Here is a 26716-nt window from a genome sequence, read left to right on the forward strand (position 1 = left end):
AAAACGCCGGGCATTGCCCGGCGTTTTCGTGTGTGCGATTCAGATCTTGGCGGCGCGGCGCTGATGACGTTCCATGTAGCGCTCGACGTAGGAGCACGACGGGATCACCGTGTAGCCCATTTCTTCGGCGTACTGCAGCGCGCTCTCGGTCAGCGCGGCGGCGATGCCACGGCCGCGCAAGGCGTTGGGCACGAAGGTGCGATAGATATCAAGGGTCTGTTTCCCCAGATCCATATAGGTCAGGTAGGCACGATGACCGTCCACATTGGTCTCGAACTGATGACCAGCCTGGTCATGGTGGATGGACAACGCCTCGCTCATCACTACTCCTCGCGGGTCTCGAATTCTGACCCCTACCTTACCGATGTTTTTCCGGCGAAGGAACATCTACGCCACCCCGTGCCTGATGGACACCGAGAAAAACCACACCGGTCTCGCGCAATCGAGCACGTCATAAATAGTAGGCACCATTGGCGAAAATGCTCAAGGTGCGCTCGTCATCATGCTCGTTGAACGGGTGACTCCGATGGGCGTAGTGGCAGGCGCGGGGACGATCTTCCCCAGGCACTCGCCTGAACATTGCCGGATGTCGAGACTTAAGACGCAGCCTCTTCTTTAAAGTCACCTCAAGAGCGACAAAGATATGTGAGGTGTCATGCAAAATCGGAACAAAAGTGTAGACGAATTCATCTAGGCAGACTTGGTGCAAGACGCAGAAACAGCACCGGACAACGGGAACTTTTTCTCATTAACACGCTCAGGCCGGGGCCTGCAGCTGGATATTTTTTATACAGCCCGGTTAAAAGTTGCTCGAAAAAGAATCAACGCCTACAATTTTTTTTGCTTCTTGCGCTCCGTCAGTTTACTTACTACAAGTAATGGGTAGTATGTACGCCGGCTATTTCCTCAATCGGAGGAGAAAGCCACTTAATTGAAAGTCCTTGAAGGGGAACACGATGAACAACGTTCTGAAATTCTCTGCTCTGGCTCTGGCCGCAGTTCTGGCTACCGGTTGCAGCAGCGCATCGAAAGAAACCGAAGCACGTCTGACCGCTACTGAAGACGCAGCTGCTCGCGCTCAAGCTCGTGCAGACGAAGCATACCGTAAAGCTGATGAAGCTCTGGCTGCTGCTCAAAAAGCACAACAGACTGCTGACGAAGCTAACGAGCGTGCTCTGCGTATGCTGGACAAAGCTAGCCGCAAGTAATAATCCCTCGGGATTGTTATCAAGCCGACCCATTTTTTGGGTCGGCTTTTTTATTGCCGGTACTTTCCCCCGGGCAATAAAAAACCCGCCGACGCTGCACGCGCCTGCGGGTTTTGATCGACTTACTGCTGCAGGTCGATCGGGGTGTTCGAGACCATCGGCGCCGAGGTATTCGGTGTGCCGATTTCAGTTGGCAGGCCATCTTCGGCCGCTACCACATCACGCACGACATCCCAGTTCACGCGCAGGTTGTTGGTGACATCTTCGCGCTTGAGCATCGCATTGATCACTGCAGTGTGCTTGTCGACCACCGACGGGTTGCCCTTGTCATCGATGGGTGTGTGCGCTTCCAGATAGACCTTGCCGCCACTGCTGCCGAACTTGTACGCATCGTTGAGAATGCGCACCGAAGTGCCGACCGGCACCATGGCCGCCATTTCCAGCACGTTGTTGTTGAACATGCGGAAGCAGCCGTGGCTGGTGCGCATGCCGATGCCGAACTTCTTGTTCGAACCGTGGATCAGGTAGCCCGGTGTACCCAGGGTGAACTTGAACGGCCCCAGCGGGTTGTCCGGGCCGGCCGGTACCACGTTCGGCAGCGGATCACCGTCGGCGGCGTGCTCGGCCTTGATCGAGGCAGGAGGGGTCCAGGTCGGGTTCGGCGTCTTGGCAGTGATCGAGGTGTGCGCGATTGGCGAGCCCCAACCTTCACGACCAATACCCAACGGGAAGGTGTACACCACGTTCCGGCCTTTCGGGTAGTAGTAGAGGCGGTACTCGGCAAGGTTGATCACGATGCCTTCGCGTGGACCCGGCGGCAGAATGAACCGGGTCGGCAGGACGATTTCGGTACCGGCGCCCGGCAGCCAGGCATCGACGCCCGGGTTGGCCGCGACCATTTCCGAATAACCCAGGTCGTACTTGGTGCCCAGGTCAGCGAAGGTGTCTTCGTATTTGGCCTTGATCACCTGCACCTGGCCGATGATGTCCTCACCGGGTGGTGGCAGGGGAAACTCCAATGCAGCAACGGGACCGGCCACACACAGGGCGGCAAGTGACAGGCAGCGGGTGACGGCAGGAAAGCGCGGCAACATCCGGAAAATCCTTCGCATGATCAACAAGGGTATAAGAGCGCGATTGTACACCGCACCTCGGGAATTCGGGGAGATGCGCCGATGGCCAGCCAGAAGTCTTCATGTAGGAGCTGTCGCAGGCTGCGATCTGTTGATCCTAGAGTTCGAAACGCAACTCAGGCCAGATCGGCGAGGTGCCGCGCTTCTGCGACTCGAGAATCGCCCGGCACAACGAACACAGACGCTGATCCTGAAACACCCGACGATCCACACTCGACCAACGCGGTTGGGCTGGAAGCAGACTGCCACACAACGTGCGGTCTGCCGAGCCACCGAGTTCGAGCTGACGGGTCACCAGATGCACCCGCACTTCCTGGCAGGCGAACAGATCCAGCTGTTCGTCAGGCTCGATCAGTTGGTAGGCAAACAGGGACCAGGCAGGACGCGGCATCGGGGGCTCCAAATAAGGGGGCGCCACATTAGCCGAAAGCCTGCCACTAGAAAAGCCTCATAACAGCGGTTTTAGCGTCGGCCAGACATTTTCCAGCAACTTGCCCTGAGCCCCGGCGGCCGGGTGCAGACCATCGGCCTGCATCAGCTCGGGATGCCCACCCACGCCGTCGAGGAAAAATGGCACCAGCGGGATTTTTTTATCGTCCGCAAGTTTGCCGTAGACCTCGGCAAAGGCATCGGTGTAACGCTTGCCGTAGTTGGGCGGCAATTGCATGCCCAGCAGCAACACCTTGGCGCCACTCTGACGCGAGCTGTCGATCATCGCCGCAAGGTTTTGTTGCAATTGCGTTGGCGGCATTCCGCGCAGGCCGTCGTTGCCCCCCAATTCGAGGATCACCAGTTCCGGCTTGTGCTCTGCAAGCAGCGCCGGCAGGCGTGCCTGGCCTCCGGCACTGGTGTCGCCGCTGATCGAGGCATTGACCACTTTGTCGTCAAAACCCTCCTGCTTGAGCCGTTGCTCGAGCAGCGATACCCACCCCAGGCGGGTATCCAGTCCGAAACCGGCGCTGATACTATCGCCAACGATCAGGACAGTACCCGCCGCTGCGTTCTGGGCCATGCACATCAAGGCCAGGCCAGCACTCAAAAACCAAACACGCATCGGATTCTCCATGGGCGCAAGCATTCTCACCGCGAAGAACCTCAGCAAAGTGGTTCCCAGCGCGGAAGGTGAACTGACTATCCTGCACGAACTCAGCCTGGAACTGAACCAGGGCGACAGCCTGGCCATCGTCGGCGCGTCCGGTTCCGGCAAATCCACCCTGCTCGGCCTGCTCGCCGGCCTCGACCTGCCAAGCAGCGGCGAAGTCATCCTCGCGGGGCAAGGCCTGAGCAATCTCGACGAAGACCAGCGCGCGCGCATCCGTGCCGAACACGTGGGTTTCGTCTTTCAATCCTTCCAGTTGCTCGACAGCCTCAACGCCCTGGAAAACGTCATGCTGCCGCTGGAACTCGATGGCCGCAAAGACGCCCGCGAACGCGCCACCGAACTGCTGCAACGAGTCGGTCTCGGCCAGCGCCTGACACACTCGCCGCGCCAGCTCTCCGGCGGCGAACAACAGCGCGTGGCGATTGCCCGGGCTTTCGCTGCCGAGCCGGACGTGCTGTTCGCCGACGAACCCACCGGCAACCTCGACAGCCACACCGGCGAGCGCATCAGCGACTTGCTGTTCGAACTGAACAAGGAACGCGGCACCACCCTCGTGCTGGTGACCCACGACGAACGCCTGGCCCATCGCTGCCGGCGCCTGATCCGACTTGAAGCCGGGCTGCTGGTTGCCCCTCTGGAGCCTTGATGGCACGTCTGCCGCTGTTGCGTCTGTTCAGTCTCGCCCTACGTCAACTCATGCGCGATGCCCGCGCCGGCGAATTGCGCGTGTTGTTTTTTGCCTTGGTCGTGGCGGTCGCGGCGAGTACTGCCATCGGCTACTTCGGCGCCCGCCTCAACGGTGCGATGATGCTGCGCGCCACCGAGTTCCTTGGCGCCGACCTGGTGCTTGAGGGCAGCTCGCCGGCCCGCGACGAACAGATTCGCAGCGGCACCGAGCTGCGCCTGAATCATGCGCAGGTGGTGGAGTTTTCCAGCGTCATTGCCACCGACAATGGCATTCAGTTATCAAGCATCAAGGCGGTCGACCGCGCCTACCCGCTGCGTGGCGAGCTGAAAAGTGCCCCGGCCCCGTTTGCCGCTGAAACCTCGGGCGGCGAGCCGCAACCCGGTGAAGCCTGGGTTGAAGCTCGTCTGCTGACTGCGCTGGATCTGAAGATCGGCGACAGCATCGACGTCGGCATGAAAACCCTGAAGCTGACCCGCGTGCTGACTTACGAGCCGGATCGCGCCGGCAACTTCTACAGCCTCACGCCTCGGGTGATGATCAACCTCGACGACCTCGCCGCCACCGGCGTGGTGCAACCCGGCAGCCGCGTGAGTTATCGCGAACTGTGGCGTGGTGAACCGCAGGCACTGGAAACCTATCGACAACTGATCAAACCCGGTCTGGCCGCCAATCAGCGCATTCAGGATGCGCGCGACGGCAACCGGCAGATTGGCGGCGCACTGGGCAAGGCCGAGCGCTACCTGAACATGGCCAGTCTGGTCGCGGTGCTGTTGGCCGGTGTGGCCGTGGCGCTGTCGGCCAACCGCTTCGCCAGTCGCCGCTTCGATGCCAGTGCCTTGCTGCGCTGCCTTGGTTTGTCGCGTCGGGAAACGATGCTGTTGTTCAGCATTCAACTGACCGTGCTCGGCCTGTTCGCTGCCCTCAGTGGCGCGGTGCTCGGCTGGCTGGCGCAACTGGGCCTGTTCGCTCTATTACATGATCTACTGCCTGCCGATGTGCCACCGGGCGGCCTGTTTCCGGCGCTCGCCGGGATCGGCACCGGGCTGGTGGCGCTGGCCGGCTTCGCCCTGCCGCCACTTGCCGCGCTGGGTCGGGTGCCGCCGCTGCGGGTATTGCGCCGTGACATGCTGCCGATTCCGTCGAGCACCTGGATGGTCTATGGCGCGGCGCTGGGTGCACTGGGCCTGATCATGTGGCGTCTGAGTCTGGATCTGCTGCTGACCTTCGCCCTGCTTGGCGGTGGCGTGGTCGCTGCGCTGGTGCTGGGTGGCTTGCTGCTGTTGTTGCTCAACAGCCTGCGCCGAATGCTCGCCCGCGCGCCGCTGCCGTGGCGTCTCGGCCTGGGGCAGCTGCTGCGTCATCCGCTGGCGGCGGCCGGGCAAGCGCTGGCGTTCGGTCTGATTCTGCTGTCGATGGCGCTGATCGCCCTGCTGCGTGGCGAGCTGCTCGACACCTGGCAAAACCAGTTACCGAAAAACGCCCCCAACTACTTCGCCCTGAACATCCTGCCGGCGGACAAACAGGCCTTCACCGATCACTTGATCAAGGTGTCCGCGCAGGCGGCGCCGCTGTACCCGGTGGTGCCGGGACGGCTGATCAGCATCAACGGCGAACCGGTGCAGCAGATCGTCAGCAAGGATTCGGCCGGCGACCGTGCCGTGCAACGTGACTTGAGCCTGACCTGGGCCGCCGACCTGCCGGCCGGTAACAAGCTCACCGCCGGTACGTGGTGGACCGGGCAACCCTCGGACGACGTACCGGGCGTGTCGGTTGAAGGTAAAGTCGCCGAAAGCCTCAAGCTCAAACTCGGCGATCACATGGTGTTCAGCGTGGGCGGGGTCAATCGTGAAGCCAAGGTCACCAGCCTGCGCGAGATCAACTGGGACAACTTCCAGCCGAACTTCTTCATGATCTTCCAGCCCGGCACCCTGAAGGATCTGCCAGCGACTTACCTGACCAGTTTCTATCTGGCACCCGGTCACGATCAGCAGATCGTCGAGCTGTCGCGAGCCTTCCCGGCGGTGACCATCCTTCAGGTCGAAGCCTTGCTCGAACAGCTGCGCAGCATCCTCGCCCAGGTCACCCTGGCGGTGGAATACGTGTTGTTGTTTGTGTTGGCGGCGGGGATGGCGGTGCTGTTCTCCGGCTTGCAGGCAACCCTGGATGAACGCATTCGCCAAGGTGCGCTGCTGCGTGCGCTGGGCGCGCAACGGCAGTTGCTGATCAAGGCGCGGCGCATCGAGTTCGGCTTGCTCGGTGCGGTCAGCGGTTTGCTCGCGGCCATCGGTTCGGAAGTGGTGAGTCTGGTGTTGTATCGCTATGCGTTCGATCTGCCATGGCATCCGCATCCATGGCTGCTGATGCTGCCGTTGATTGGCGCCGCGCTGATTGGCGGTGCCGGCGTGTTCGGTACGCGTCGAGCATTGAATGCGAGTCCGCTGACAGTCCTGCGCGAGGGTTGATAGACTCCAGCCTTCGTCACCACAAGAAGTTGCCATGAGCCGTTATCGCCCTCCCCGCACCGCCGGCACCGCGCTGATCACCCCTGAAGGTGAAGCGCGGATGCGCGCCGAATTCCATGAGCTGTGGCATGTGCGCCGCCCGCAGGTAACGCAAGCGGTCAGCGAAGCAGCGGCGCAGGGTGATCGTTCGGAAAACGCCGAGTACACCTACGGCAAGAAAATGCTGCGCGAGATCGACAGCCGCGTGCGATTTCTCACCAAGCGTCTCGAAGCACTGAAGGTCGTCAGCGAAAAACCCAGCGATCCGAACAAGGTCTACTTCGGCGCCTGGGTCACCATCGAGGACGAAGACGGCAAGCAATCACGCTACCGCATCGTCGGCCCGGATGAACTGGATCTGAAACTGGGTCTGATCAGCATCGACTCACCACTGGCCCGCGCCTTGATCGGCAAGGCGCTGGACGCCGAAGTCCGGGTACAGACGCCAACCGGTGAGCAGTTTGTCTATATCGTGGCGATCGAATATCCCTGAGCGTTTCAGCGGCGGGTGATCAAACCCTGCCGCGCAACGCGGGTCAGTTGCTTGATCATTTCCGGCGCGTCTTCAGCGCTCGGTGCCTGAATCACCGCCAGGTCAAAACTGTCACTGGCAAACCGCGCCAGCGACTCGCCGTCTTCAACGAACTGGATCAGGAACGCGGCAGGACCGCCGCTGCGACGTGGCCAGCCATCGAGATAACGCAACAGCGTTGGCTGATGTTTGCCGCCAAGCAGGATTTTCGGGTTGCGCTGGGTGATATGTGCCGTGATCGGCGCGGGACGTGCTGGAGGGCGTAGTGCATTCATCGTGTCGTGTCTCTGCCTCAAAAGTCTGCATGGCAGGTGAGAGGCAACACCGAACCAGCGCTTTAGCGGTATTTCGAAGCCCTGTTCCGGCTTCTGACGGCAACTGTCTGAGTCACCTGGCGCCCCGCAAGTAGCTGTTTAAATCGGCGCATGAGCAACATCCTAGATAACGTGACCGATGAGTGTCAAGAATCGGCCGCAACAAAAAAGGCCCGCACAATGCGGGCCTTTTGCTTGAGCCAGAGCGCTCAACCGGCGATGGCGCGATCCACCGACAGCTTGCCGGCGCCTTCGATCATCACCGCGAGGCTGCCACCGAGCAGCGCCAGGGCGAACTCGTAACCGTTGTTGGCCATGAACAGACCGTTGCTGATGTGTACGGTAAAGATCGCCACCAGCGACAGGAAGGTCAGACCCAGCGCCGCCGGGCGCACCAGCAGGCCGATGATCAGCGCCAGACCGGCGAAGAACTCGGTACCGCCGGCCAGCGTGGCCATCAGGTAACCCGGGTGCAGACCGATGCTGTCCATGTATTGCGCGGTGCCCGCCAGACCGTAACCACCGAACAGACCAAACAGTTTTTGCGAACCGTGGGCGGCGAAGATCACGCCGACCGCGATACGCAGAATGGTCAGGCCGTAACCGGCGCGAGTGAACAGAACCTTGTTGATCAGAGAGCTCATGGGGCATTCCTTGTTTTGCGATAAGTGTGTTGGGATTGGCCGCTATATTAATCAGTTAAATTCATGTTAAAAGCGCAATTATTCCGCCATAACAATCAAATTATTAGATCATTTCCGTGAAGCGACTTTCTGTCCCCGGGGCTCCAGCGACTCCCGCTCCCGGTCGAACGCCAAGTAATACTTGTTCACGCTATTAACATAGCTGACGGGGCCCATGCCCACCTGCTCCATGGCGATGCGCTCGACCTGAAAGAACCACTGGTTCGGATTCAGCCCGCGCCGCCGTGCCTCGGCACGCATGCCCTGCACCCGCTCCGGGCCGATGTTGTAGGCCGCCAGGGTGAAGGCCATGCGCTCGCGCTCATTGAGTTTCGGACTGTTGAAAAACTTGCGGCGAATCATCGCCAGGTACTTGGCCCCGGCCTGCACATTCGCATCGAGATTCTGGATGTTGTTCACACCGACTCGCTGCGCTGCGGACGGGGTGATCTGCATCAACCCGGTCGGACCACTGCCACTGCGGGCGCTGGGTTGCAGGGCTGACTCCTTGAAGGCCAGCGCCGCCAGATTCAGCCAGTCCATGCTTTGCGCGTCGGCGTGTTTTTGCAGGGTCGGGCGCAGTTTTTCCAGACGCTGGCGGTCAGCCTTGGCCAACGGATAGTGCACTTGGTAGAGCCGTCGATAGATCCGCAGAAACTCTGCATCCTCGTTCGCCGGCTTCCTGTAGCCGCCCAGGAAGCGATCGATGCTCGCCCGCAGCATCGAGGCATCCCGGCGCACGAACCAGTATTCCTCACCCGGTTCGCTGATCATCAACTGCCGGTCGAAACGCAGCTTGGGCAGAATCTTGCCCCAACGCTCGGCGATCGGTTGCTCGACGATGGTCAGGTGGAAGATCCCGCCCTGCACCATCTCCAGCACGTCTTCAACGGCCAGCGTCGGATCGACCCATTCGATCTTGATCGGCGCCAGTTTGTGCAACGCCAGTTTCTGATTGAGCTGGCTGACCGCCTCCCCCGCCGCACTGCCGGTGGGCAAGGCCAGGGTTTTGCCGGAAAGCTGCTCGACCTTGGTGTAACGGCGCTCGCCTTTGATGCCGACCAGCACCAGCGGCACGTTGCTGGCGATCGGCTCACTGCTGGCCACCGCGTGGCCGGGTTGCAGATCGAGCAGCTCACCGGGCGCGACCAGATCACCTTCACCACGCTGCAACGCGCCGAGCAGCTGATCCTTGGCTTTGGGAATGATCTTGAGGGTAATTTCCTGACCATCGCGGGCGTGGCCATTGAGGTATTGCTCGAAGGCGCGCAGGCGATGGTATTCGACGCCGATGGCCTGACCCTGGACTTCACCGGAACTGTTGCGACTCTGATTGACCAGCACGCGCAACACGCGACTGCTGCGGATCTCCGACAGGTCACGAACCTTGGCGGCCGGCACGGCTTGCTGTGGCCCGGGCAAGCGCGCAACCGCCGTTATCGGCAGCAGCAGTGACGCGCACAACAGGAGCAAAACCGAGGGACGATGCATCCACTCTCCGGAAAAAATACGGGGCGATTTCACCGCTGAACGGTCGAAATCACCGACGAAAACAGAGCGCCTGGAGCGCTGGCAAAGTGCGAGAGACTGGCACAGTGATGGCTTTGCTGCCAACCCGGGCTACGTCACGGCATCAAAAGACAGCTATAACTCGTTGTAGTTCTTGGCTTTTCTTATAAATCTACAGCTCTGGTATGCTTTCCGGCCTTCGGCCCGAGGTAGAACCATGCAACTCATCGATATCGGCGTCAACCTGACCAACCCCAGTTTCGCCGAAAAACATCAGGCCGTGCTCGACCGCGCCTACGCTGCCGGGGTCTGCCAACTGGTGCTGACCGGCACCAGCGTCGAGGGTAGCGAACAGGCGCTGGAGCTCTGCCGGCAACTGGATCAAAGCGGCCAGCGGCTGTTTGCCACCGCTGGCATTCACCCGCATTCGGCCAGTGACTGGAACGCTGACAGCGCGCGTCGTTTGCGCAGTCTGCTGCAAGAGCCAAACGTGGTCGCCGTGGGTGAATGCGGACTGGATTTCAACCGTGATTTCTCGCCGCGCCCGCAACAGGAAAAAGTCCTCGAAGAACATCTGGCGCTGGCGGTAGAACTGCAATTGCCGGTGTTCCTGCATGAGCGGGATGCCAGTCAGCGTCTGCTGGAAATCCTCAGGGACTTCCGCGATCAACTGCCCGCCGCCGTGGTGCACTGCTTTACCGGCGAGCAAAAAGCCCTGTTCAGTTACCTCGATCTGGACCTGCACATCGGCATCACCGGCTGGATCTGCGACGAGCGCCGGGGCACGCATCTGCACCCGCTGGTCAAGGAGATCAAGCGCGGACGACTGATGCTCGAAAGCGACGCGCCGTACCTGTTGCCTCGCACCTTGCGCCCAAAGCCGAAGAACGGCCGCAATGAACCGGCGTATCTGACCGAGGTGCTGCGCGAAGTGGCGCTGCATCGGGGCGAGACCGAGGAAGATCTGGCTGCGCACACAACGGCGTGTGCCCGCGCGTTCTTCAACCTCCCCGCCCTGCCCTGACACGCCAGAATCCCCCTGTGGGAGCGGGCTTGCTCGCGAAAGCGGTGTATCAGGCAGAAATGAGCTGAATGACACACCGCATTCGCGAGCAAGCCCGCTCCCACAAAGGGGCTCAGCGTAGAACCTGTTGACCTGTATCAAGATCTTCAGATCTGCATAGCGGCACAATGCTGGCACCTTGCCAAAACTGTTTCCGCTATCAGAGAAGACCTCCATGGGTGCCTGGCTTAGCAATATCTCGCTGAAATACAAATTCTGGGCGGTCAATGCGGTCGCTTTCGTCACCACCCTGCTGCTGGTGCTGTATGCCGTGCAGCTTGAGCAGCAGGCACGCAGTCACGCGTCGAAAACCTCCGCGCAAGCCCAGGCACAATTGCTCAAGGCCTGGCCGACCGGGCAGGCGTTGCCCAAGGCCGATCAGGTACTGACCTTCAAACGCGGTGAAGCGCCGCGCCTCAACGATCAACCCGTGCTGGAGATCAGCGATAGCAACGGCTGGAACGAGATCAATCATCTGCCGCTGTTCGGCAACAACCCGCTGCTGGGCGCTGAAGTGTTCAGCCGTGGCGACGGCGAGCAAGTCGCGGTCATCGCCTATGGCCCGAGCCTGGCGCAAGTGTTCAGTGAACGCTTTGCCAACTACGCGGTGGCGGTGTTCATCCTGATGCTGGCCATGCTCGGCGCTTCGCAGTTGCTGATCCGCTTCCTGCTCAGTCAGCTCAACACCTTGAAAGACGTGATGCTGCACGTCGAGAAAAGTGGTGACCTTTCGGCCCGCGTGCCGCTGGCCTGCAAGGACGAAGTCGGGCAGATGGCCAATGCGTTCAACGCGATGCAGGCCGGTTATCAACGCGTGGTCACCACCGTTGCCAACACCGCGCGGCAACTCGACGTCGGCGCTGCGCGTCTGGCGGCGAGCATGAACGAAGTGCGCCACGGCATGCTCGGTCAACAGAGCGAGACCGATCAGGCTGCCACCGCAATCAATGAAATGACTGCCACGGTTTATCACATCGCCCAGCACGCCGGTGCCACCCGCGATCTGTCGCAGACCGCCGATGGTCTGGCCGGCAGCGGTCAGCAAGTGGTCAGCCGTGTGCAGCAGTCGATTGCCGGACTCTCCAGCGGCGTGCAGCAGACTGCGGAAATGATCCAGCGCCTGGCCGAAGACAGCCAGAAGATCAACGGCGTAGTCAGCGTGATTCACAGCATCGCCGAGCAAACCAACCTGCTGGCGCTCAACGCCGCCATCGAAGCGGCGCGTGCCGGCGAGATGGGCCGCGGTTTTGCGGTGGTCGCCGACGAGGTGCGCAATCTCGCCAAGCGCGTGCAGACCTCGACCGATGAAATCACCACCATGGTCTCAGCGCTGCAGGCCGGCACCCGCGATGCGGTGGACTTCATGCAGGAGAGTTCGTACAAGGCCGATGACTGCGTGCAGCAGGCGCAGGAGGCGGGCGAGGCGCTGGCGGAAATCACTGGCGCGGTGGCGCAGATGCGCGAGAGCAACACGCAGATTGCGGTGGCGGCGGAGCAGCAGAGTCAGGTGGCCGAGGAGATGAATCGGGCGGTGGTGAGCATTCGTGATGTGACCGAAAACACCGTGCAACAGACCGTGGATTCAGCGACCACCAGCAATGAGTTGGCAACGTTGGCCGGGGAATTGAGCAAGGCCATCGGTCAACTCAAACTTTAAGGGACTCATCGCGAGCAGGCTCACTCCTACAGGGGATTTGTGTGCGCAGCAGATCCTTTGTAGGAGTGAGCCTGCTCGCGATGGCGTCAATTGCAACACCATCGAATCCAGCCATTGCACCTATCACCACCATAGCCAACCTTGATTCGCCGCCCCACCCGCCCCGGCCTATTCTTCAAGCATGTGTTCAACATGGATCGAGGAGTAGTCAACATGGGCAAACGTCACCCCAACCTTCCCGCGTGGCAATGGCGCGCGTACCCGAACAATCACCAGCACCCGACCAATCTGGTGCTGCACTTGATTGCCGTGCCGCTGTTCATCGTCGCGTTTCTGTTGATCGTGTCCGGCGTGTTCAGCCTGAGTCTGGCGAGTGTGGCGATCGGTGTGATCGGTATCGTCGCGGCGCTGGGTCTGCAGCGCCACGGCCACAGCCTGGAGGCGCAAGCCTCCGAGCCGTTCAGCGATCGCAAAGATGCCGTGTCACGCTTGCTGGTCGAGCAGTTCCTGACCTTTCCGCGGTTTTTCCTCAGCGGCGGCTGGTGGCGCGCCTGGCGGGAGCGCCACCGTCGGCATTGAATGATTCAGGCAAAAATCGTCACAGTCTGCCGACTCATGGCGATCAACTCCCCCTCCGCGCTCCACAGCTTGGCGGCGACATGGCCGTAGCCGTCGGCGGCGTATTCGATGTCTGCCAGGTATTTGCACCAGTCCAGCGTGCTCAGGTCGCGTAGCGGTTGCACGAATTCGATGGTCCAGGTCAGCGTGCTGCCCGGTGCCGGTTTCTTCAGGTACGGCAACAAGGCCGGTGGCCAGGCATCCACCAGCGCCAGCAGATGCGCCTCATTGACCGGTTCTTCCTTGACGTCCCCACGCAAACGTACCCAGCCGCCCATCTGCCGCGATGTGTTGCCGGTGAACGGCATGCCGCCGACACTCCAGCGCATCGCCAGATGCCGCATGAATTCCGGGGTCACGCCCTTGATGTAGGGCAACTCCTGGCATTCGTCCCAGTGTTTCATTTCGGCTGCCGGATAGGCGGCAACGGCCACTTCCGAAGGTCGCGAAGCGCCGAAGCTGCCCTGCACAATTGTCACCACCTGACCGTTCTGCACAGCCCGGCCCAGCACCTGGCTGACCGCTTTACCTTCGCGCAACACGTCAACTTCGAAACGCACCGGAATTTCCGGCTCGACCGGGCCGACAAAAGTGATCGCCAACGAACGCACCGGGCGATCCGCCGGCACATTCGCGCGCATGGTCTCGTATTGCAGCGCCGCCACCAGGCCACCAAAACTGGCTCGCCCCTGACCCCACTCGGCGGGAATGGTCACTTCTGGCTGGCGACGGACCGCCTCGATCAGATCGGAAAAGCGCATGACAACCTCGGCAAGCGAAAAAAGGGATGCAGCGATCTTAACCAGCATGGCAGAGCGCCGCAGCGTCTATTCCGGTCAAATGGACTGACAGAAAGGCCTTAAGGTCAGGAAGATATTCGAATGTGGGAGCGGGCTTGCTCGCGAAAGCGGTGTATCAGTAGACACATCTGTGACTGACACACCGCTTTCGCGAGCAAGCCCGCTCCCACAGGGGATCTGAGTGGATTCAGGATTTGAAGCAGCTTGAACTGAGTTTATCCAGCACCCGATCCGCCTTGGCTTCAGCCTTGATCAGGCCTGCCTGCCAGGTCGCGACGCAGGGTTGCAGATCGCTTTCCAGTTCGGCCCGCGCCAGCCACTGCCAGCAATCGTGCCAGTCACCCAGCGCGCCCTGCGCCGACTTCAACCGCGCCAGCGCCGGCTCAGGCAGGCGATCGAGTTCCGGATAGGCTTCGATGCCATAACGCACGCGCTTGATCAGCAAGCGCAGACGATGGCGGTCGTGGGCCGGATCGTGCAGGGCCTCGTCGAGCTTCTTCCATTGTTTGTGCAGGCGTTTTTCGATGCGTTTGCCCAGATCCTTGAGCAGCCCCTGACGCTCGGAAGCACGCAGGAATCGCGGGAAGGCATCGAGGATAATCAGCAGCGAAGCCACTTCGGCGCTCGCTGCCAATGCTGGATAGGCTTCGTCCATTTGCGCCATGCGTCGCTGTGCGGCTTGCGGTTGATCATGCTTGAGCAGGTACGCCGCCAGTACCTCGCGATCGCGCCACGGGGTGGTCAACTGACCGACCGCCGAGGCGGCACCTTCCAGTTGCTCGACTCCGGGCAAACCACGCAAGGGTCGCAACAGGCTGCGCAAGCGCCGCACCGTGGTGCGCAAGTCGTGCAGCGCCTCAGGGTCGGTACGCGCAGTCAGTCGCGCCTGACAGGCCAGCAGCCGCACTTCCAAGCTCAGGACATGAGCCACCAACCCATCCACCAACGCAGACATCACTTGCTCCTGATTCACATGGCTTGAAGGATGAGTCTGCCGTCAGAAGGCAGGCGCATCCTTGCGTCAAGTCAGCAGCTTAGCGCCCTGCGCGGGATTCGCGAATATAGAAACGGGCTTTCTCGGCCTTTTTGCTGCAGCCTTCAAAGCCTTCGAATTGCTGCTGAGTCTTGGCCGCCGTCAGCAACGACAGCGCCTTGGAGTAGCTGACCGTGCCGGCGAAACCCTCGGCCTTGGCCAGGTCCAGTTCATGCCACGCCGCATCCAGCTGACTGCCACAGCTGTCACGATAAGCAGTCTTGCCCGCGCAACCGGCCAATGCCAGGGCGATCAACGGCACACAGATCCAGGCTTTCATCACTCACACCTCAAAATAGGTCAACAGTCGTGCAGGTAAGACGTTGCGGCGCGGGAAAAGTGCCTTGGCGCCCCATGAATCTGCGGCGACCAAAGCATAGCGCCGAGCGGTCACGGAGTATCGAAAAAACGACGCTCCTGCCGTCTCCAGCGACCCTGCCGATTGTCGCCCGCCCCCCGAAGGGTGCATTGTGGAGCCTTGTCGGGAGGAAGTTTGATGAAAAAGCGTGTCGCACTGGTGCTGGGCTCCGGTGGCGCCCGGGGCTATGCCCATATCGGGGTCATTGAGGAGATCGAAAGACGCGGTTACGACATTGCCTGCATTGCCGGTTGTTCGATGGGCGCGGTGGTCGGCGGGATCTATGCGGCGGGCAAACTTGACGAGTACCGCACCTGGATCGAAACCCTCGACTATCTGGATGTGCTGCGGCTGGTAGACGTGAGTTTTCGCCTCGGCGCAATTCGTGGCGAAAAGGTCTTCGGGCAGATCCGCAAGATCGTCGGCGAGATCAATATCGAAGACCTGCGCATTCCCTACACCGCCGTCGCCGCCGACCTCACCAACCAGCAGGAAATCTGGTTTCAGGAAGGCTGCCTGCATCAGGCGATGCGCGCCTCGGCGGCAATTCCCAGCCTGTTCACCCCGGTGATGCAAGGCAACCGGATGCTGGTGGACGGCGGCATTCTCAACCCGTTGCCGATCGTGCCGGTGGTCTCCAGCCACTGCGACCTGATCATCGCGGTCAACCTCAACGCGACCAACCAGCGCCACTACAAATTGCCGGTGATCCAGCGCCCGCCCGCGTTTCGTTCGCGCTTCGACAGTTTGCTCAGTTCGCTGGGTTCGAAGATGCCGTTCCGCCGCAAACAGGCCGAGCAATTGCTGTTGCTGGAACAGGAAGCGCTGCGCGCCGAAGCCGCCGACATCAACCCGTGGCTGGAAGGCAGCGAACCGGAAAGTCAGCAACCGGCAGCCGCCCCTGAGCGCGAAGGCGCGCCGAAGTCCGCCACCGGTTCTTTCATCATCGACAACGTCGGGCCGGCGTCACTGCTGGACCTGATCAACCAGAGTTTCGAGGTGATGCAGACCTCGTTGGCGCAATACAAGATCGCCGGCTATCCGCCGGACATTCTGATCAATGTGCCGAAGCGCGTGTGCCGGTTTTTCGAGTTCTACAAGGCGCCGGAACTGATCGCGCTGGGGCGGGAAATTGCGCGGGATACGCTGGATCGGTATGAAAGTGAGCAGGGTTGAGTATCTGAAAGGTCTCCGCTGGATGTAAGGCCCTCATCGCGAGCAGGCTCACTCCTACATTGGATCTGCGCCGTTCACAAAAACCTTGTAGGAGTGAGCCTGCTCGCGATGAGGCCAGACCAGGCGACACAAAACCTACAGATTGTTGTCACTCAACAGCCGATACCCAACCCCCGCCTCCGTCACAATAAACCGCGGCCGGGTCGGATCATCCGCCAGCTTCTGGCGCAAATGCCCGACCACAATCCGCAAGTAGTGACTGTCCTCGGTATGCGTCGGCCCCCAGATATCCTTGAGCAATTGCTGCTGGGTGATCACCCGCCCCGGGTGCCGCGCCAGTTGCGCCAGCACCGCATATTCCTTGCGGGTCAGCGCCACTTCGGCACCGTCGAGCAGCACTCGTCGATAGGCCAGGTCCACGGTCAACGGGCCGAACGTCAGCGCCGCTTGCTGGGCCTCGCCGGCCGGTGCCTGACGCAACAACGCGCGGACCCGGGCGAGAAACTCCTGAATGCCGAACGGCTTGGTCACGTAGTCATTGGCGCCGCCATCCAGCGCTTGGACTTTCTGCCCTTCGCTGGCCCGCACCGAAAGCACCAGCACCGGCGCGGTGGCCCATTCGCGAAACTCGCGCAGCACCTGCTGGCCGTCCATGTCCGGCAGGCCGAGGTCGAGCACCAGCAAGTCGGGCTTGTTCAGCGCGGCCTGGGCCAGGCCTTCGGCACCGGTGCCGGCCTCCAGCACTTTGTAGCCTTGTGAGGCGAGGCTGATGCGCAGGAATTTACGGATCTGCGGTTCGTCATCGATGACCAAAATGGTCGCGGTCTGGCTCATGAATTCACATCAACACAAAAGATTGGCAAGAGAGTAGCGCAGTCGCGATCAGGCTTCATTGTCCATCCCCGGTTGCGTCTGCAATGGCAGGTGCAGGGTGATGCTGGTGCCGTGCCCGTCGATGCCGTCGGCGACGCTGATGCGCCCGCCATGCGCACCCACCATGCCCTGACAGATCGCCAGCCCCAGCCCCGTGCCCTGTCCGCCGCGATCACCGCGTGCGGCGGTGTAGAACATGTCGAAAATCTTCGCCCGCTCCTCTTCGGGAATCCCCGGCCCTTCATCGCTGACCGTGAAGAAAATCTCGTCTTCACTCGCCCCGGCACTCAGTTGCAAACGACCGTGAGCCGGCGAAAAGCGTGCGGCGTTTTCCAGCACATTGACCAGCGCCTGCTCGATCAGCGCCGCATGCACGAACAGCAGCGGCAACTCGGACGGCACATCGGTACTGACCTGCAACGGCGCGAGCACCGCACGCAGGCGATTGAGCGAGCTGCCGACGATGTCCGCGGGCGCCACCCAGTCGCGCGCGAGTTTCAATGCACCGTGGCCGAGGCGGGTCATGTCCAGCAGGTTCTGAATGTAGCGGTCGAGGCGTTCGGCTTCGTCGCGGGTGCCTTCGAGCAACTCGCGGCGATCCTCCAGCGGAATGGCTTCGCCGAGGGCCAGCAGGCTGTCGATGCTGCCGCGCATGGCGGTCAGCGGTGTGCGCAGATCATGCGATACCGAGGCCAGCAGCGCACTGCGCAACTGCTCGGTTTCACCGTGCAGGCGCGCGGCTTCCAGATCGTCCGCCAGTTGCGCCCGCGCCAGTGCCTGCGCCAGTGGCTGACTCAACGCGGTGAGCAGGCGTCGACGCTGGCCGCTCAAGGTCTGGCCCTCTTTGGCGCAGACCCCGAGCAGCGCCAGCGGCCCGTCCTCCACCGACAGCGGCCACCACCACCAGCGACCGAACGGCAACGTGCCGGTGCCCATGCCGGCCGGTTGATCGTGTTGCCAGGCCCAGTCGGCGGCGGCGCGTTCCGATTCGCTGAATTCCAGAGGCCCGCCGGTCTCGACTTTCCAGCCGCCCTGGCCGTCGCGGTTGAGCAGGCACAATTGCAGATCGCTCCAGCCGTTGAGGTGCTGCGCAGCAGCGCTGATCACCGCCTGACGATCCGTCGCCGCAGTCAGTTTGCGCGACAGATCGAGCAGCTCTGTGGTCTCTTCCTGCGTATCGCGCAACGCCTGCAACTGCCGCCGCTGACGCGCCGCGAGGTTACCAGTGAGCGCCGCCATCAGCAGGAAGAACAGCAAGGTCAGAACATCTTCTTCGCGCTGGATGGCGAAGGAAAAATTCGGCGGAATAAACAAAAAATCGTAGGTCAGAAACGATAGCGCCGCGCAGGCCAGCGCCGGGCCCAGACTGCTGCGCACCGCCACCAGCAGCACCGCCGCGAGGAACACCAGCGAGATGTTCGGTAGCGGCAAAATACTCGATACCGCCCAGGCCAGGGCACTGGCCAACAGCGTGGCAACCAGCGCCAACAGATAGTCGAACCAGACCAGCGTCGGCGTCGCCCGCAGACGCGGTTGCGGGTGTTCATGGTCGTTGTCGAGGACGTTGATTTCCAGGCCGTGGGCCTGACGAAGCAAACGCGCTGCGAGCCCGCCACCGAACAGGCGACGGCGCAGACTCGGCCGCGACTGGCCGACCAACAGCAGACTCGCCCGGCGTTCGGCAGCATGCTGGATCAGGGTTTTCGCCACTTCGCCGGCGCGCAGCAATACCACTTCGCCGCCGAGGCGTTCGGCCAGTTGCTGGGCATTTTGCAGGCGCAGGCGCGATTGCTCGTCGCGCACTGTGCCGTTGTCGACATGCACCAGACTCCACGGTAAATGCCGACGCTGGGCCACGCGGCTGGCGTGACGCACCAGGCGTTCGGCATGCGCATCGCCATCAACGCCGACCAGCAAACGCCCGCGCACCGCTGGAGCTGCCTGACCAAGTTGGCGGTAGCCTTGAGCGAGATCGTTATCGACCTGCGCGGCCGCCGTTTGCATCGCCAGTTCGCGCAGCGCGGTGAGGTTGGTCTGGGTGAAAAACGCATCGATCGCCGCCCGCGCCTGTTCCGGCACGTAGACCTTGCCTTCGCGCAGACGCTCCAGCAGCTCGCGCGGTGGCAGGTCGATCAGCAGCAGTTCGTAGGCTTCCTGCAGCACCCAGTCCGGCAGGGTTTCGCGCACCTGCACGCCGGTGATGCCGCGCACCTGATCGTTGAGGCTTTCCAGGTGCTGGACGTTGACCGTGGTGTAGACGTCGATGCCGGCGGCGAGCAGTTCCTGAATATCCTGCCAGCGCTTGGCGTGGCGACTGCCGGGGGCGTTGGTGTGCGCCAGCTCATCAACCAGCACCAGTTTCGGTCTGGCGGCGAGCAGGCCGTCGAGGTCCATTTCTTCGAGCATCACGCCACGGTATTCCGAGCGCACCAGCGGCTGCTGCGGCAAACCGCCGAGCAGCGCTTCGGTCTCCGCGCGGCCGTGAGTTTCGACGACACCGGCGATGATTTTCACGCCCTGGCGCAATTGCGTGTGCGCGGCCTGGAGCATCGCGTAGGTCTTGCCGACCCCGGGGGCGGCGCCGAGGAAAATCTTCAGCCGGCCACGGCCGTCGCGGGGCAGGTCTGCTAACAGCGCGTCGGCGCGGCCGGAGTCGCTCATGCTTGATGTTCTCTCTTCCAGATAGTTATGCGGTGTTCTTTCGGTCCTCTTCGCGAGCAGGCTCGCTCCCACATTTGGAACACGTATTCCTGTGGGAGCGAGCCTGCTCGCGAATGGCCGCGCCGCCGGTTCAAAGTTTTTCCAGCGCCATGTTCAGCTCCAGCACATTCACCACCGGCGGCCCCACCAGCGGCTGTTCGATGTGCGCATCGAGCAGTTGCTGCAAGGTCGCCACCGGCAAGTTGCGCGCTTGCGCGACACGCGCCAGTTGATAGGCAATTGCCGCCGGTGGCAAGTGCGGATCGAGTCCGCTGCCGGAGGTGGTCAGCAGCGCCAAGGGCACCGGCCCCTGGCCTGGCACCTGCAACTTGTTGGCGTCGTCGATTACCCGAGTGGCCAGCGCCGGATTGCTCGGCGCGAGGTTGCTGGCGCTGCTGGAAACGGTCGCGAAGGCGCCCGCCGAAGGACGCGGATGAAACCACGCATCACCAACGAAATCCTGGGCGATCAACGACGAGCCGCGCACCTTGCCATCGGCGTCGTGCACCAGGCTGCCATTGGCCTGTTCAGGGAAAGCGACCTGCGCAACGCCGGTCACCACCAGTGGATAGGCCACGCCGGTGATCAGGGTCATCAGCACCAGCAGGCTCAGGGCCGGACGTATCATTGTGGACATTGCAAAATCCTCGAATTCAGAAAGCGGATACCGCGTTAATTCAGGTGGACCGAGTCGACTTCATCGCCAGCAGGCTGGCTCCCACAGGAGGCCGCATTGCAAATGTGGGAGCGAGCCTGCTCGCGAATGGATCACACCAAATGCAAAGCCGTGAGCAGCATGTCGATCGCCTTGATCCCCACGAACGGCACCAGAATCCCGCCCAGTCCGTAGATCAGCAGGTTGCGCCGCAGCAGTGCCGCGGCACTCGCTGCCTGCACGCGCACGCCACGCAGTGCCAGTGGAATCAGCACGACGATGATCAAGGCGTTGAAGACGATCGCCGAGAGGATCGCGCTCTGCGGACTGGTCAAGTGCATGATGTTCAGCACACCCAGTTGCGGATAGATCGCGGCGAACAGCGCCGGCAGAATCGCGAAGTATTTGGCCACGTCGTTGGCGATGGAAAACGTCGTCAGCGCACCACGGGTCACCAGCAATTCCTTGCCGATCTGCACCACGTCCAGCAGCTTGGTCGGGTCGCTGTCGAGGTCGACCATGTTCGCCGCTTCGCGCGCGGCTTGTGTGCCGTCGTTCATCGCCATGCCGACGTCAGCCTGGGCCAGCGCCGGGGCGTCGTTGGCGCCGTCGCCGCACATGGCGACCAGACGACCGTCGTTCTGCTCAAGACGGATACGCGCCAGTTTCTTCTCCGGTGTGGCTTCGGCGAGCACGTCATCGACGCCCGCTTCTGCCGCGATGGCCGCAGCGGTCAACGGGTTGTCGCCGGTGACCATCACCGTGCGAATCCCCAGTTTGCGCAGCTCGGCAAAACGCTCGCGAATGCCTGGCTTGACCACGTCCTTGAGATGGATCGCACCCAGCAACTTGCCATCGGCGCAGACCAGCAACGGCGTGCCGCCGCTCTGCGCGATCTTGTCGATTTCTCGCGACAGCGCCGGGGCCAGATCCGAGCGTTGTTGACCGAGGAAGGCCAGCAGCGAATCGACTGCGCCCTTGCGGTACACGCGGCCCTGATAGTCGACACCGGACAAGCGGGTTTCCGCACTGAACGGCACGGCAGTCAACGTATCCAGTGCCGGCTCGGTTTGCGGATGCAGACCGCGCAGGTACTCGACGATGGATTTGCCTTCGGCGGTTTCGTCCGCCAGCGAGGCAAACAACGCGCCTTCGGCCAACTCGCGACCACTCACGCCCGGCGCCGCATACACCGCGCTGCAACGGCGGTTACCGAAGGTGATGGTGCCGGTCTTGTCCAGCAGCAACACGTGCACGTCACCGGCCGCCTCCACGGCGCGCCCGGATTTGGCGATCACGTTCAGCCGCACCAGTCGATCCATCCCGGCAATACCGATGGCGGACAACAGGCCACCGATGGTGGTCGGAATCAGCGTGACCAGCAGCGCCACCAGGAACACCAGCGGCAGGCTGCCGTTGGCGAAGTGGGCGAACGGCTGCAGGGTCACCACCACCAGCAGGAAGATCAGGGTCAGGCCGATCAGCAGGATATCCAGCGCGACTTCGTTCGGGGTCTTCTGGCGTTTGGCGCCTTCGACCAGCGCGATCATACGGTCGAGGGTCGATTCACCGGGGTTGGCGGTGATCTTCACCAGCAGCCAGTCGGACACCAGGCGCGTGTTGCCGGTGACCGCCGAGCGATCGCCGCCGGACTCGCGAATCACTGGCGCCGATTCACCGGTGATCGCCGCTTCGTTGACCGCCGCGATCCCTTCGATGACTTCGCCGTCACCGGGGATCATCTCCCCCGCTTCGACGCGCACCACATCACCCTTGCGCAGACTGGCGGCAGGCACCACCTGAAAGCTGCCGTTGGCCAGTTTGCGCCGCGCGCTGAGGCCTTCGCTGCCAGCCTTGAGGCTGTCGGCGCGAGCCTTGCCGCGACCTTCGGCCAAGGCTTCGGCGAAGTTGGCGAACAGCACGGTGAACCACAACCACAGAGCAATCTGCGCGGCGACGAAAGTCGGCACGACGTTGTCCGGGATGAAGCACAGCACGGTGGTGAAAATCGCCGTCAGTTCGACCACCAGCATCACGGGCGAACGCACCAGCTGGCGCGGGTCGAGCTTGACGAAGGCTTGCACCAGCGCCGGACGCCACAGGGCCGAGATCGCGGTTTTCGGTGCTTCTGCCGACTGGGTCGGCACCGCAGGTTTTGCAGGAACATGCATATTCATGATCGATTCCTTAGAAGCCCATGCTCAAGTGTTCAGCAATCGGACCGAGCGCCAGAGTCGGCAGGAAGGTCAGGCCGCCCACCAGCAAAATGGTCACGGTCAACAGGGTCACGAACAGCGGGCCGTGGGTCGGGAAGCTGTTCTGGCCGATCGGTGCGGTTTTCTTCATCACCAGGCTGCCGGCCAGGGCCAGTACCGGCAGGATGTAGCCGAAGCGACCGATCAACATGCCCAGACCGAGCATCAGGTTGTGGAACGGCGTGTTGGCACTCAGGCCACCGAAAGCCGAACCGTTGTTCGCGCTGGCCGAGGTGTAGGCGTACAGCAGTTGGCTGAAACCGTGCGGGCCGGGGTTGCTGATGGTCGCCGCCGGGCCAGGCAAAGCCGCCGCGATGGCGCCGAGTACCAGCACGCCCACCGGCATCACCAGCAAGGTCACCACCAGCAATTGCACTTCCCGCGCCTGCAGTTTCTTGCCGAGGTATTCCGGTGTGCGGCCAATCATCAGACCGGCGAGGAACACTGCGATCAGCACGTTAAGCAACATGCCGTAGAGCCCGGCACCGACGCCGCCGAAGATCACTTCGCCGACCATCATGTTGACCAGCGCCACCATGCCGCTAAGCGGGTTGAGGCTGTCGTGCATGCCGTTGACCGAACCGTTCGACGCCGCAGTCGTGGTCACCGACCACAACACGGTGGCGGTGGTACCGAAGCGTGCTTCCTTGCCTTCCAGTGGCGCGGTCTGTTCGACCGCGACATTGTTCAGCGCCGGGTTAGGCTGATATTCGGCCCACAGCGAAGTCGCGCCGCCGATCAGGAACAGTGCGAGCATGCAGGCGATGATCGCGCGGCTCTGACGCTGGTCTTTCACGTAATGACCGAAGGTGAACACCAGCGCCACCGGGATCAGGATGATCGACGCGAGTTCGAACAGGTTGCTCCACGCGGTCGGGTTCTCGAATGGATGCGCCGAGTTGACCCCGAAGAAGCCACCGCCGTTGGTACCCAGTTGCTTGATCGCAATCTGGCTGGCCGCCGGGCCAAGGGGGATCACTTGATCAACGCCCTGCATCGTCACCGCGTTCACATATTGCGCGAAGGTCTGCGGTACGCCCTGCCACACCAGGTACAGCGCCAGCAGCAGGCACAGCGGCAGCAGGCCGTAGAGGGTGGCGCGGGTCATGTCGACCCAGAAGTTGCCCAGGGTCTTGGTCGACTTGCGACCGATGCCACGGCACAGCGCAACCAGCACGGCGAGACCGGTGGCGGCACTGACGAAGTTCTGCACGGTGAGACCGACCATCTGGCTCAGGTAGCTGAGGGTCGCTTCACCGCTGTAGGACTGCCAGTTGGTGTTGGTCATGAAGCTGACCGCGGTGTTGAACGCCTGGGTCCATTCCTGGCCCGGCAGGTTTTGCGGGTTCAGCGGCAGGTGATCCTGAAACAACAGGATCGCGAACAGCAGCAGGAAACCGGCGAGGTTAAACGCGAGCAAGGCCAGCGTGTACTTCTGCCAGCTTTGTTCAGCCTGCGGATCAACCCCGGCAATTCGATAGCAACCGCGCTCGACCGGGCCGAGAACCGGCGTCAGCCAGGTGCGCTGACCTTCCATAACCTTGTAGTAAAAGCGCCCGAGGAACGGCGCCGGCAGCAAGACCACCGCAAAAAACGCGAGGATCAGCCAATAGTCATAACTGTGCATAGCCGCTCCTAGTTCCGATCCGCGCGCAACAGCGCAACCAACAGATAAATGAACAGCCCGGCTGCCAACAGCAGGGACACCCCGTCCAGAACGCTCATGGAAGATCTCCGTTTTACGGCGTATTGCCGCGTGTGGAGGCATTGTCGGAAAAGAGGCTGTAAAGGAACGAGACCGAGGGGGTTGGCTGGGCATAAAGAAAGCGTAAAGAGTGGGTTTATGCTCGCGTTACAGCGGGGTTTTGCGCCGTATGGGCTGGCCTCTTCGCGAGCAGGCTCGCTCCCACATTTTGAAATGCATTCCCCTGTGGGAGCGGGCTTGCTCGCGAAGACGGCATAACCGACAACATCGCACCCAACTGGCGCACAAAAAACACTCATCCAGCCGCGAACATCCCCGATACGACAGCTTTCAGCGCATTACGACCTGACTCCCAGCAATGGCACGCCCACTGCACACGCCCTTCCCCGAGCTTTCCAAACCGTTCCGGGAGCATGCGCATGAACACACAACTCAAACCCACGCTGGGCACCTTGCACCTGTGGGGCATCGCCGTCGGGCTGGTGATTTCCGGCGAATACTTCGGCTGGAGTTACGGCTGGGGCGTGGCCGGCACGCTGGGTTTTCTGGTGACCTCGTTCATGGTCGCCACGATGTACACCTGTTTCATCTTCAGCTTCACTGAACTGACCACGGCGATTCCGCATGCCGGCGGGCCGTTCGCTTACAGCCGTCGTGCGTTCGGTGAGAAAGGCGGGCTGATCGCCGGGCTGGCCACGCTGATCGAATTCGTTTTCGCACCTCCGGCGATTGCGCTGGCGATCGGCGCCTACCTGAATGTGCAATTTCCAGCGCTCGACCCGAAACATGCGGCAGTCGGCGCCTATATCGTGTTCATGACCTTGAACATCCTCGGGGTGAAACTGGCCGCGACGTTCGAACTGATCGTCTGCGTGCTGGCGGTGATCGAATTGCTGGTGTTCATGGGTGTGGTCGCGCCAGCGTTCAGCTTCAGCAGTTTTGCGTTGAACGGCTGGGCCGGCTCCGATGTGTTCGGGCCGCCAGCGATTGCCGGGATGTTCGCCGCGATTCCATTTGCGATCTGGTTTTTCCTCGCCATCGAAGGCGCGGCGATGGCTGCCGAAGAAGCCAAGGATCCGAAGCGCACGATCCCCAAGGCCTACATCAGCGGGATCCTGACCCTGGTGTTGCTGGCGATGGGCGTGATGTTCTTCGCGGGCGGCGTCGGTGACTGGCGCACCCTGGCGAACATCAACGATCCGTTGCCGCAGGCGATGAAGACCGTGGTCGGCGACAATTCCGGCTGGCTGCACATGCTGGTGTGGATCGGTCTGTTCGGTCTGGTGGCGAGTTTCCACGGGATCATCCTCGGCTACTCGCGGCAGTTCTTCGCCCTCGCCCGCGCCGGTTACCTGCCGGCGTCGCTGGCGAAACTCTCGCGCTTCCAGACCCCGCACCGGGCGATCATTGCCGGCGGCATCATCGGCATCGCCGCGATCTACAGCGATGGTTTGATCAACCTCGGCGGCATGACCCTCACTGCGGCGATGATCACCATGGCCGTGTTCGGCGCGATCGTGATGTACATCATGAGCATGCTCAGCCTGTTCAAATTGCGTAAATCCGAACCCAATCTCGAGCGGACTTTCCGTGCGCCGTGCTATCCGCTGATTCCGCTGATCGCACTGGTGCTGGCGGTGGTGTGTCTGATCGCCATGGCCTGGTTCAATGCACTGATCGGGCTGATTTTCCTTGGCTTCATGGCGGTCGGCTTCGGCTACTTTCTGCTCACCGGGCAACTGCGCGCTGACGCTCCGGCCGATGCGATGCTGACCGGCCGCTGAGGGATTTCGGGTACACCGGGCTTAACCGGCCTAGAATGGAACCACTGCGAACTCACTTCGCTCAAAGTGGTATGCAGCGTCGCTGGCGAAACCCTCGCCCGTCGAGCTGCCATTAAGGAGAGCCGTTATGCCCTGGTATGCCTGGTTGATTCTGGTCGTTGCAATCGGCTCGATCGTTGGCGGATTGATGATGCTGCGCGACACTGCCAACAAGGTTGAACTGACCGATGAAGAACGCAAACGCGTTGCGCAGCGCAATGCCGAAGCGGACATCAAGGACGCGCAGGATCGCTGAACGAAAAACCCCGCCTGAATCGGCGGGGTTTGTTTTTTTGCGGCGTATTAACTCCAAGGATCGTGTTGGACTCA

At 61.8% G+C, this 26716-nt stretch carries 26 protein-coding genes; 10 read left to right on the forward strand and 16 right to left on the reverse strand.

The window, feature by feature from the left end; all coding sequences use genetic code 11:
* Positions 1-39 precede the first annotated feature (39 nt).
* A complete protein-coding gene (locus tag CRO59_RS15605; RefSeq protein WP_003226804.1) occupies positions 40-321 on the reverse strand; it encodes a GNAT family N-acetyltransferase in 282 nt (93 codons plus the stop codon).
* 635 nt (positions 322-956) lie between these two features.
* On the opposite strand from CRO59_RS15605, the gene oprI reads away from it, so the two are divergent.
* On the forward strand, positions 957-1208 hold the full coding sequence (gene oprI / locus CRO59_RS15610) for an outer membrane lipoprotei OprI (protein ID WP_025113130.1): 252 nt from the start codon (positions 957-959) through the stop codon (positions 1206-1208).
* A gap of 122 nt (positions 1209-1330) precedes the next feature.
* Here the strand turns inward: oprI and CRO59_RS15615 are convergent, their stop codons facing one another.
* The 3 genes from CRO59_RS15615 to CRO59_RS15625 form a co-directional block, all read right to left on the reverse strand.
* Entirely contained in the window at positions 1331-2302 is a 972-nt protein-coding gene (locus tag CRO59_RS15615; protein ID WP_027613458.1) for a L,D-transpeptidase family protein, read from the reverse strand.
* A 136-nt stretch (positions 2303-2438) separates the two neighbouring features.
* Positions 2439-2732 carry a hypothetical protein gene (locus CRO59_RS15620; RefSeq protein WP_003226812.1) on the reverse strand — a complete coding sequence of 98 codons (294 nt, stop codon included), beginning with the start codon at positions 2730-2732 and terminating at the stop codon, positions 2439-2441.
* Between the two features lie 57 nt (positions 2733-2789).
* Positions 2790-3395 (reverse strand): arylesterase, encoded by a 606-nt coding sequence (locus CRO59_RS15625; protein WP_007964780.1) that lies wholly within the window; start codon positions 3393-3395, stop codon positions 2790-2792.
* Positions 3396-3405: 10 nt separating this feature from the next.
* Between CRO59_RS15625 and CRO59_RS15630 the strand changes: the two genes are divergently transcribed.
* Genes CRO59_RS15630 through greB form a run of 3 tightly spaced genes read left to right on the forward strand, consistent with a single transcriptional unit; the run spans position 3406 to position 7125 of the window.
* Positions 3406-4089, forward strand: a complete 684-nt coding sequence (locus CRO59_RS15630; RefSeq protein ID WP_007964778.1) for an ABC transporter ATP-binding protein — start codon at positions 3406-3408, stop codon at positions 4087-4089.
* The gene (locus CRO59_RS15635; RefSeq protein WP_097088314.1) at positions 4089-6593 is read left to right on the forward strand and encodes an ABC transporter permease; all 2505 of its coding nucleotides are present in this window, start codon (positions 4089-4091) and stop codon (positions 6591-6593) included. The genes CRO59_RS15630 and CRO59_RS15635 overlap by 1 nt, the downstream gene beginning before the upstream one ends.
* Before the next feature lie 34 nt (positions 6594-6627).
* Positions 6628-7125 (forward strand): transcription elongation factor GreB, encoded by a 498-nt coding sequence (gene greB, locus CRO59_RS15640; RefSeq protein ID WP_016770885.1) that lies wholly within the window; start codon positions 6628-6630, stop codon positions 7123-7125.
* Between the two features lie 5 nt (positions 7126-7130).
* Here greB and CRO59_RS15645 read toward each other — a convergent pair whose 3' ends face one another.
* The 3 genes from CRO59_RS15645 to CRO59_RS15655 form a co-directional block, all read right to left on the reverse strand.
* A complete protein-coding gene (locus tag CRO59_RS15645) occupies positions 7131-7439 on the reverse strand; it encodes a hypothetical protein (protein WP_003226820.1) in 309 nt (102 codons plus the stop codon).
* 248 nt (positions 7440-7687) lie between these two features.
* Positions 7688-8122 (reverse strand): DoxX family protein, encoded by a 435-nt coding sequence (locus CRO59_RS15650; protein ID WP_007964771.1) that lies wholly within the window; start codon positions 8120-8122, stop codon positions 7688-7690.
* Positions 8123-8230: 108 nt separating this feature from the next.
* Complete coding sequence (locus tag CRO59_RS15655) at positions 8231-9652, reverse strand: transglycosylase SLT domain-containing protein (RefSeq protein WP_097088316.1); 1422 nt, start codon at positions 9650-9652, stop codon at positions 8231-8233.
* Between the two features lie 235 nt (positions 9653-9887).
* Between CRO59_RS15655 and CRO59_RS15660 the strand changes: the two genes are divergently transcribed.
* The 3 genes from CRO59_RS15660 (at position 9888) to CRO59_RS15670 (ending at position 12969) form a co-directional block, all read left to right on the forward strand.
* Positions 9888-10694, forward strand: a complete 807-nt coding sequence (locus tag CRO59_RS15660; RefSeq protein WP_097088317.1) for a TatD family hydrolase — start codon at positions 9888-9890, stop codon at positions 10692-10694.
* Positions 10695-10908: 214 nt separating this feature from the next.
* On the forward strand, positions 10909-12390 hold the full coding sequence (locus CRO59_RS15665; protein ID WP_097088320.1) for a methyl-accepting chemotaxis protein: 1482 nt from the start codon (positions 10909-10911) through the stop codon (positions 12388-12390).
* Positions 12391-12603: 213 nt separating this feature from the next.
* Entirely contained in the window at positions 12604-12969 is a 366-nt protein-coding gene (locus CRO59_RS15670) for an Mpo1-like protein (RefSeq protein ID WP_047295495.1), read from the forward strand.
* A gap of 5 nt (positions 12970-12974) precedes the next feature.
* On the opposite strand, the gene CRO59_RS15675 is transcribed toward CRO59_RS15670, so the two are convergent.
* From CRO59_RS15675 to CRO59_RS15685, 3 genes are all read right to left on the reverse strand, one after another.
* The gene (locus CRO59_RS15675) at positions 12975-13769 is read right to left on the reverse strand and encodes an acyl-CoA thioesterase II (RefSeq protein WP_027612457.1); all 795 of its coding nucleotides are present in this window, start codon (positions 13767-13769) and stop codon (positions 12975-12977) included.
* A 226-nt stretch (positions 13770-13995) separates the two neighbouring features.
* Positions 13996-14763: a CHAD domain-containing protein gene (locus tag CRO59_RS15680; RefSeq protein ID WP_097088322.1), complete on the reverse strand. Its 768-nt coding sequence runs from the start codon at positions 14761-14763 to the stop codon at positions 13996-13998.
* 79 nt (positions 14764-14842) lie between these two features.
* Positions 14843-15121 carry a hypothetical protein gene (locus CRO59_RS15685; protein WP_041069470.1) on the reverse strand — a complete coding sequence of 93 codons (279 nt, stop codon included), beginning with the start codon at positions 15119-15121 and terminating at the stop codon, positions 14843-14845.
* A gap of 216 nt (positions 15122-15337) precedes the next feature.
* Between CRO59_RS15685 and CRO59_RS15690 the strand changes: the two genes are divergently transcribed.
* A complete protein-coding gene (locus CRO59_RS15690) occupies positions 15338-16375 on the forward strand; it encodes a patatin-like phospholipase family protein (RefSeq protein ID WP_047598663.1) in 1038 nt (345 codons plus the stop codon).
* A 135-nt stretch (positions 16376-16510) separates the two neighbouring features.
* Here CRO59_RS15690 and CRO59_RS15695 read toward each other — a convergent pair whose 3' ends face one another.
* The 6 genes from CRO59_RS15695 to kdpF form a co-directional block, all read right to left on the reverse strand.
* The gene (locus CRO59_RS15695) at positions 16511-17209 is read right to left on the reverse strand and encodes a response regulator (RefSeq protein WP_097088324.1); all 699 of its coding nucleotides are present in this window, start codon (positions 17207-17209) and stop codon (positions 16511-16513) included.
* 48 nt (positions 17210-17257) lie between these two features.
* The gene (locus tag CRO59_RS15700; protein ID WP_097088326.1) at positions 17258-19909 is read right to left on the reverse strand and encodes a sensor histidine kinase KdpD; all 2652 of its coding nucleotides are present in this window, start codon (positions 19907-19909) and stop codon (positions 17258-17260) included.
* Positions 19910-20039: 130 nt separating this feature from the next.
* Complete coding sequence (gene kdpC, locus CRO59_RS15705; protein ID WP_097088328.1) at positions 20040-20585, reverse strand: potassium-transporting ATPase subunit KdpC; 546 nt, start codon at positions 20583-20585, stop codon at positions 20040-20042.
* Positions 20586-20716: 131 nt separating this feature from the next.
* Positions 20717-22780 carry a potassium-transporting ATPase subunit KdpB gene (kdpB, locus tag CRO59_RS15710; RefSeq protein ID WP_097088329.1) on the reverse strand — a complete coding sequence of 688 codons (2064 nt, stop codon included), beginning with the start codon at positions 22778-22780 and terminating at the stop codon, positions 20717-20719.
* Positions 22781-22790: 10 nt separating this feature from the next.
* Positions 22791-24485 carry a potassium-transporting ATPase subunit KdpA gene (gene kdpA, locus CRO59_RS15715; protein WP_097088330.1) on the reverse strand — a complete coding sequence of 565 codons (1695 nt, stop codon included), beginning with the start codon at positions 24483-24485 and terminating at the stop codon, positions 22791-22793.
* An 8-nt stretch (positions 24486-24493) separates the two neighbouring features.
* Complete coding sequence (kdpF, locus tag CRO59_RS15720) at positions 24494-24583, reverse strand: K(+)-transporting ATPase subunit F (protein WP_007963673.1); 90 nt, start codon at positions 24581-24583, stop codon at positions 24494-24496.
* Between the two features lie 399 nt (positions 24584-24982).
* Between kdpF and eat the strand changes: the two genes are divergently transcribed.
* Together eat and CRO59_RS15730 are read left to right on the forward strand one after the other, a co-directional pair.
* Positions 24983-26347 (forward strand): ethanolamine permease, encoded by a 1365-nt coding sequence (gene eat / locus CRO59_RS15725; RefSeq protein WP_007963671.1) that lies wholly within the window; start codon positions 24983-24985, stop codon positions 26345-26347.
* A 127-nt stretch (positions 26348-26474) separates the two neighbouring features.
* Entirely contained in the window at positions 26475-26642 is a 168-nt protein-coding gene (locus CRO59_RS15730; protein WP_003226857.1) for a DUF2897 family protein, read from the forward strand.
* The last annotated feature ends 74 nt before the right edge of the window (positions 26643-26716 follow it).

This window comes from Pseudomonas sp. LAMO17WK12:I5 (assembly GCF_900215165.1).
Taxonomy (GTDB): Bacteria; Pseudomonadota; Gammaproteobacteria; order Pseudomonadales; family Pseudomonadaceae; genus Aquipseudomonas; species Aquipseudomonas putida_A.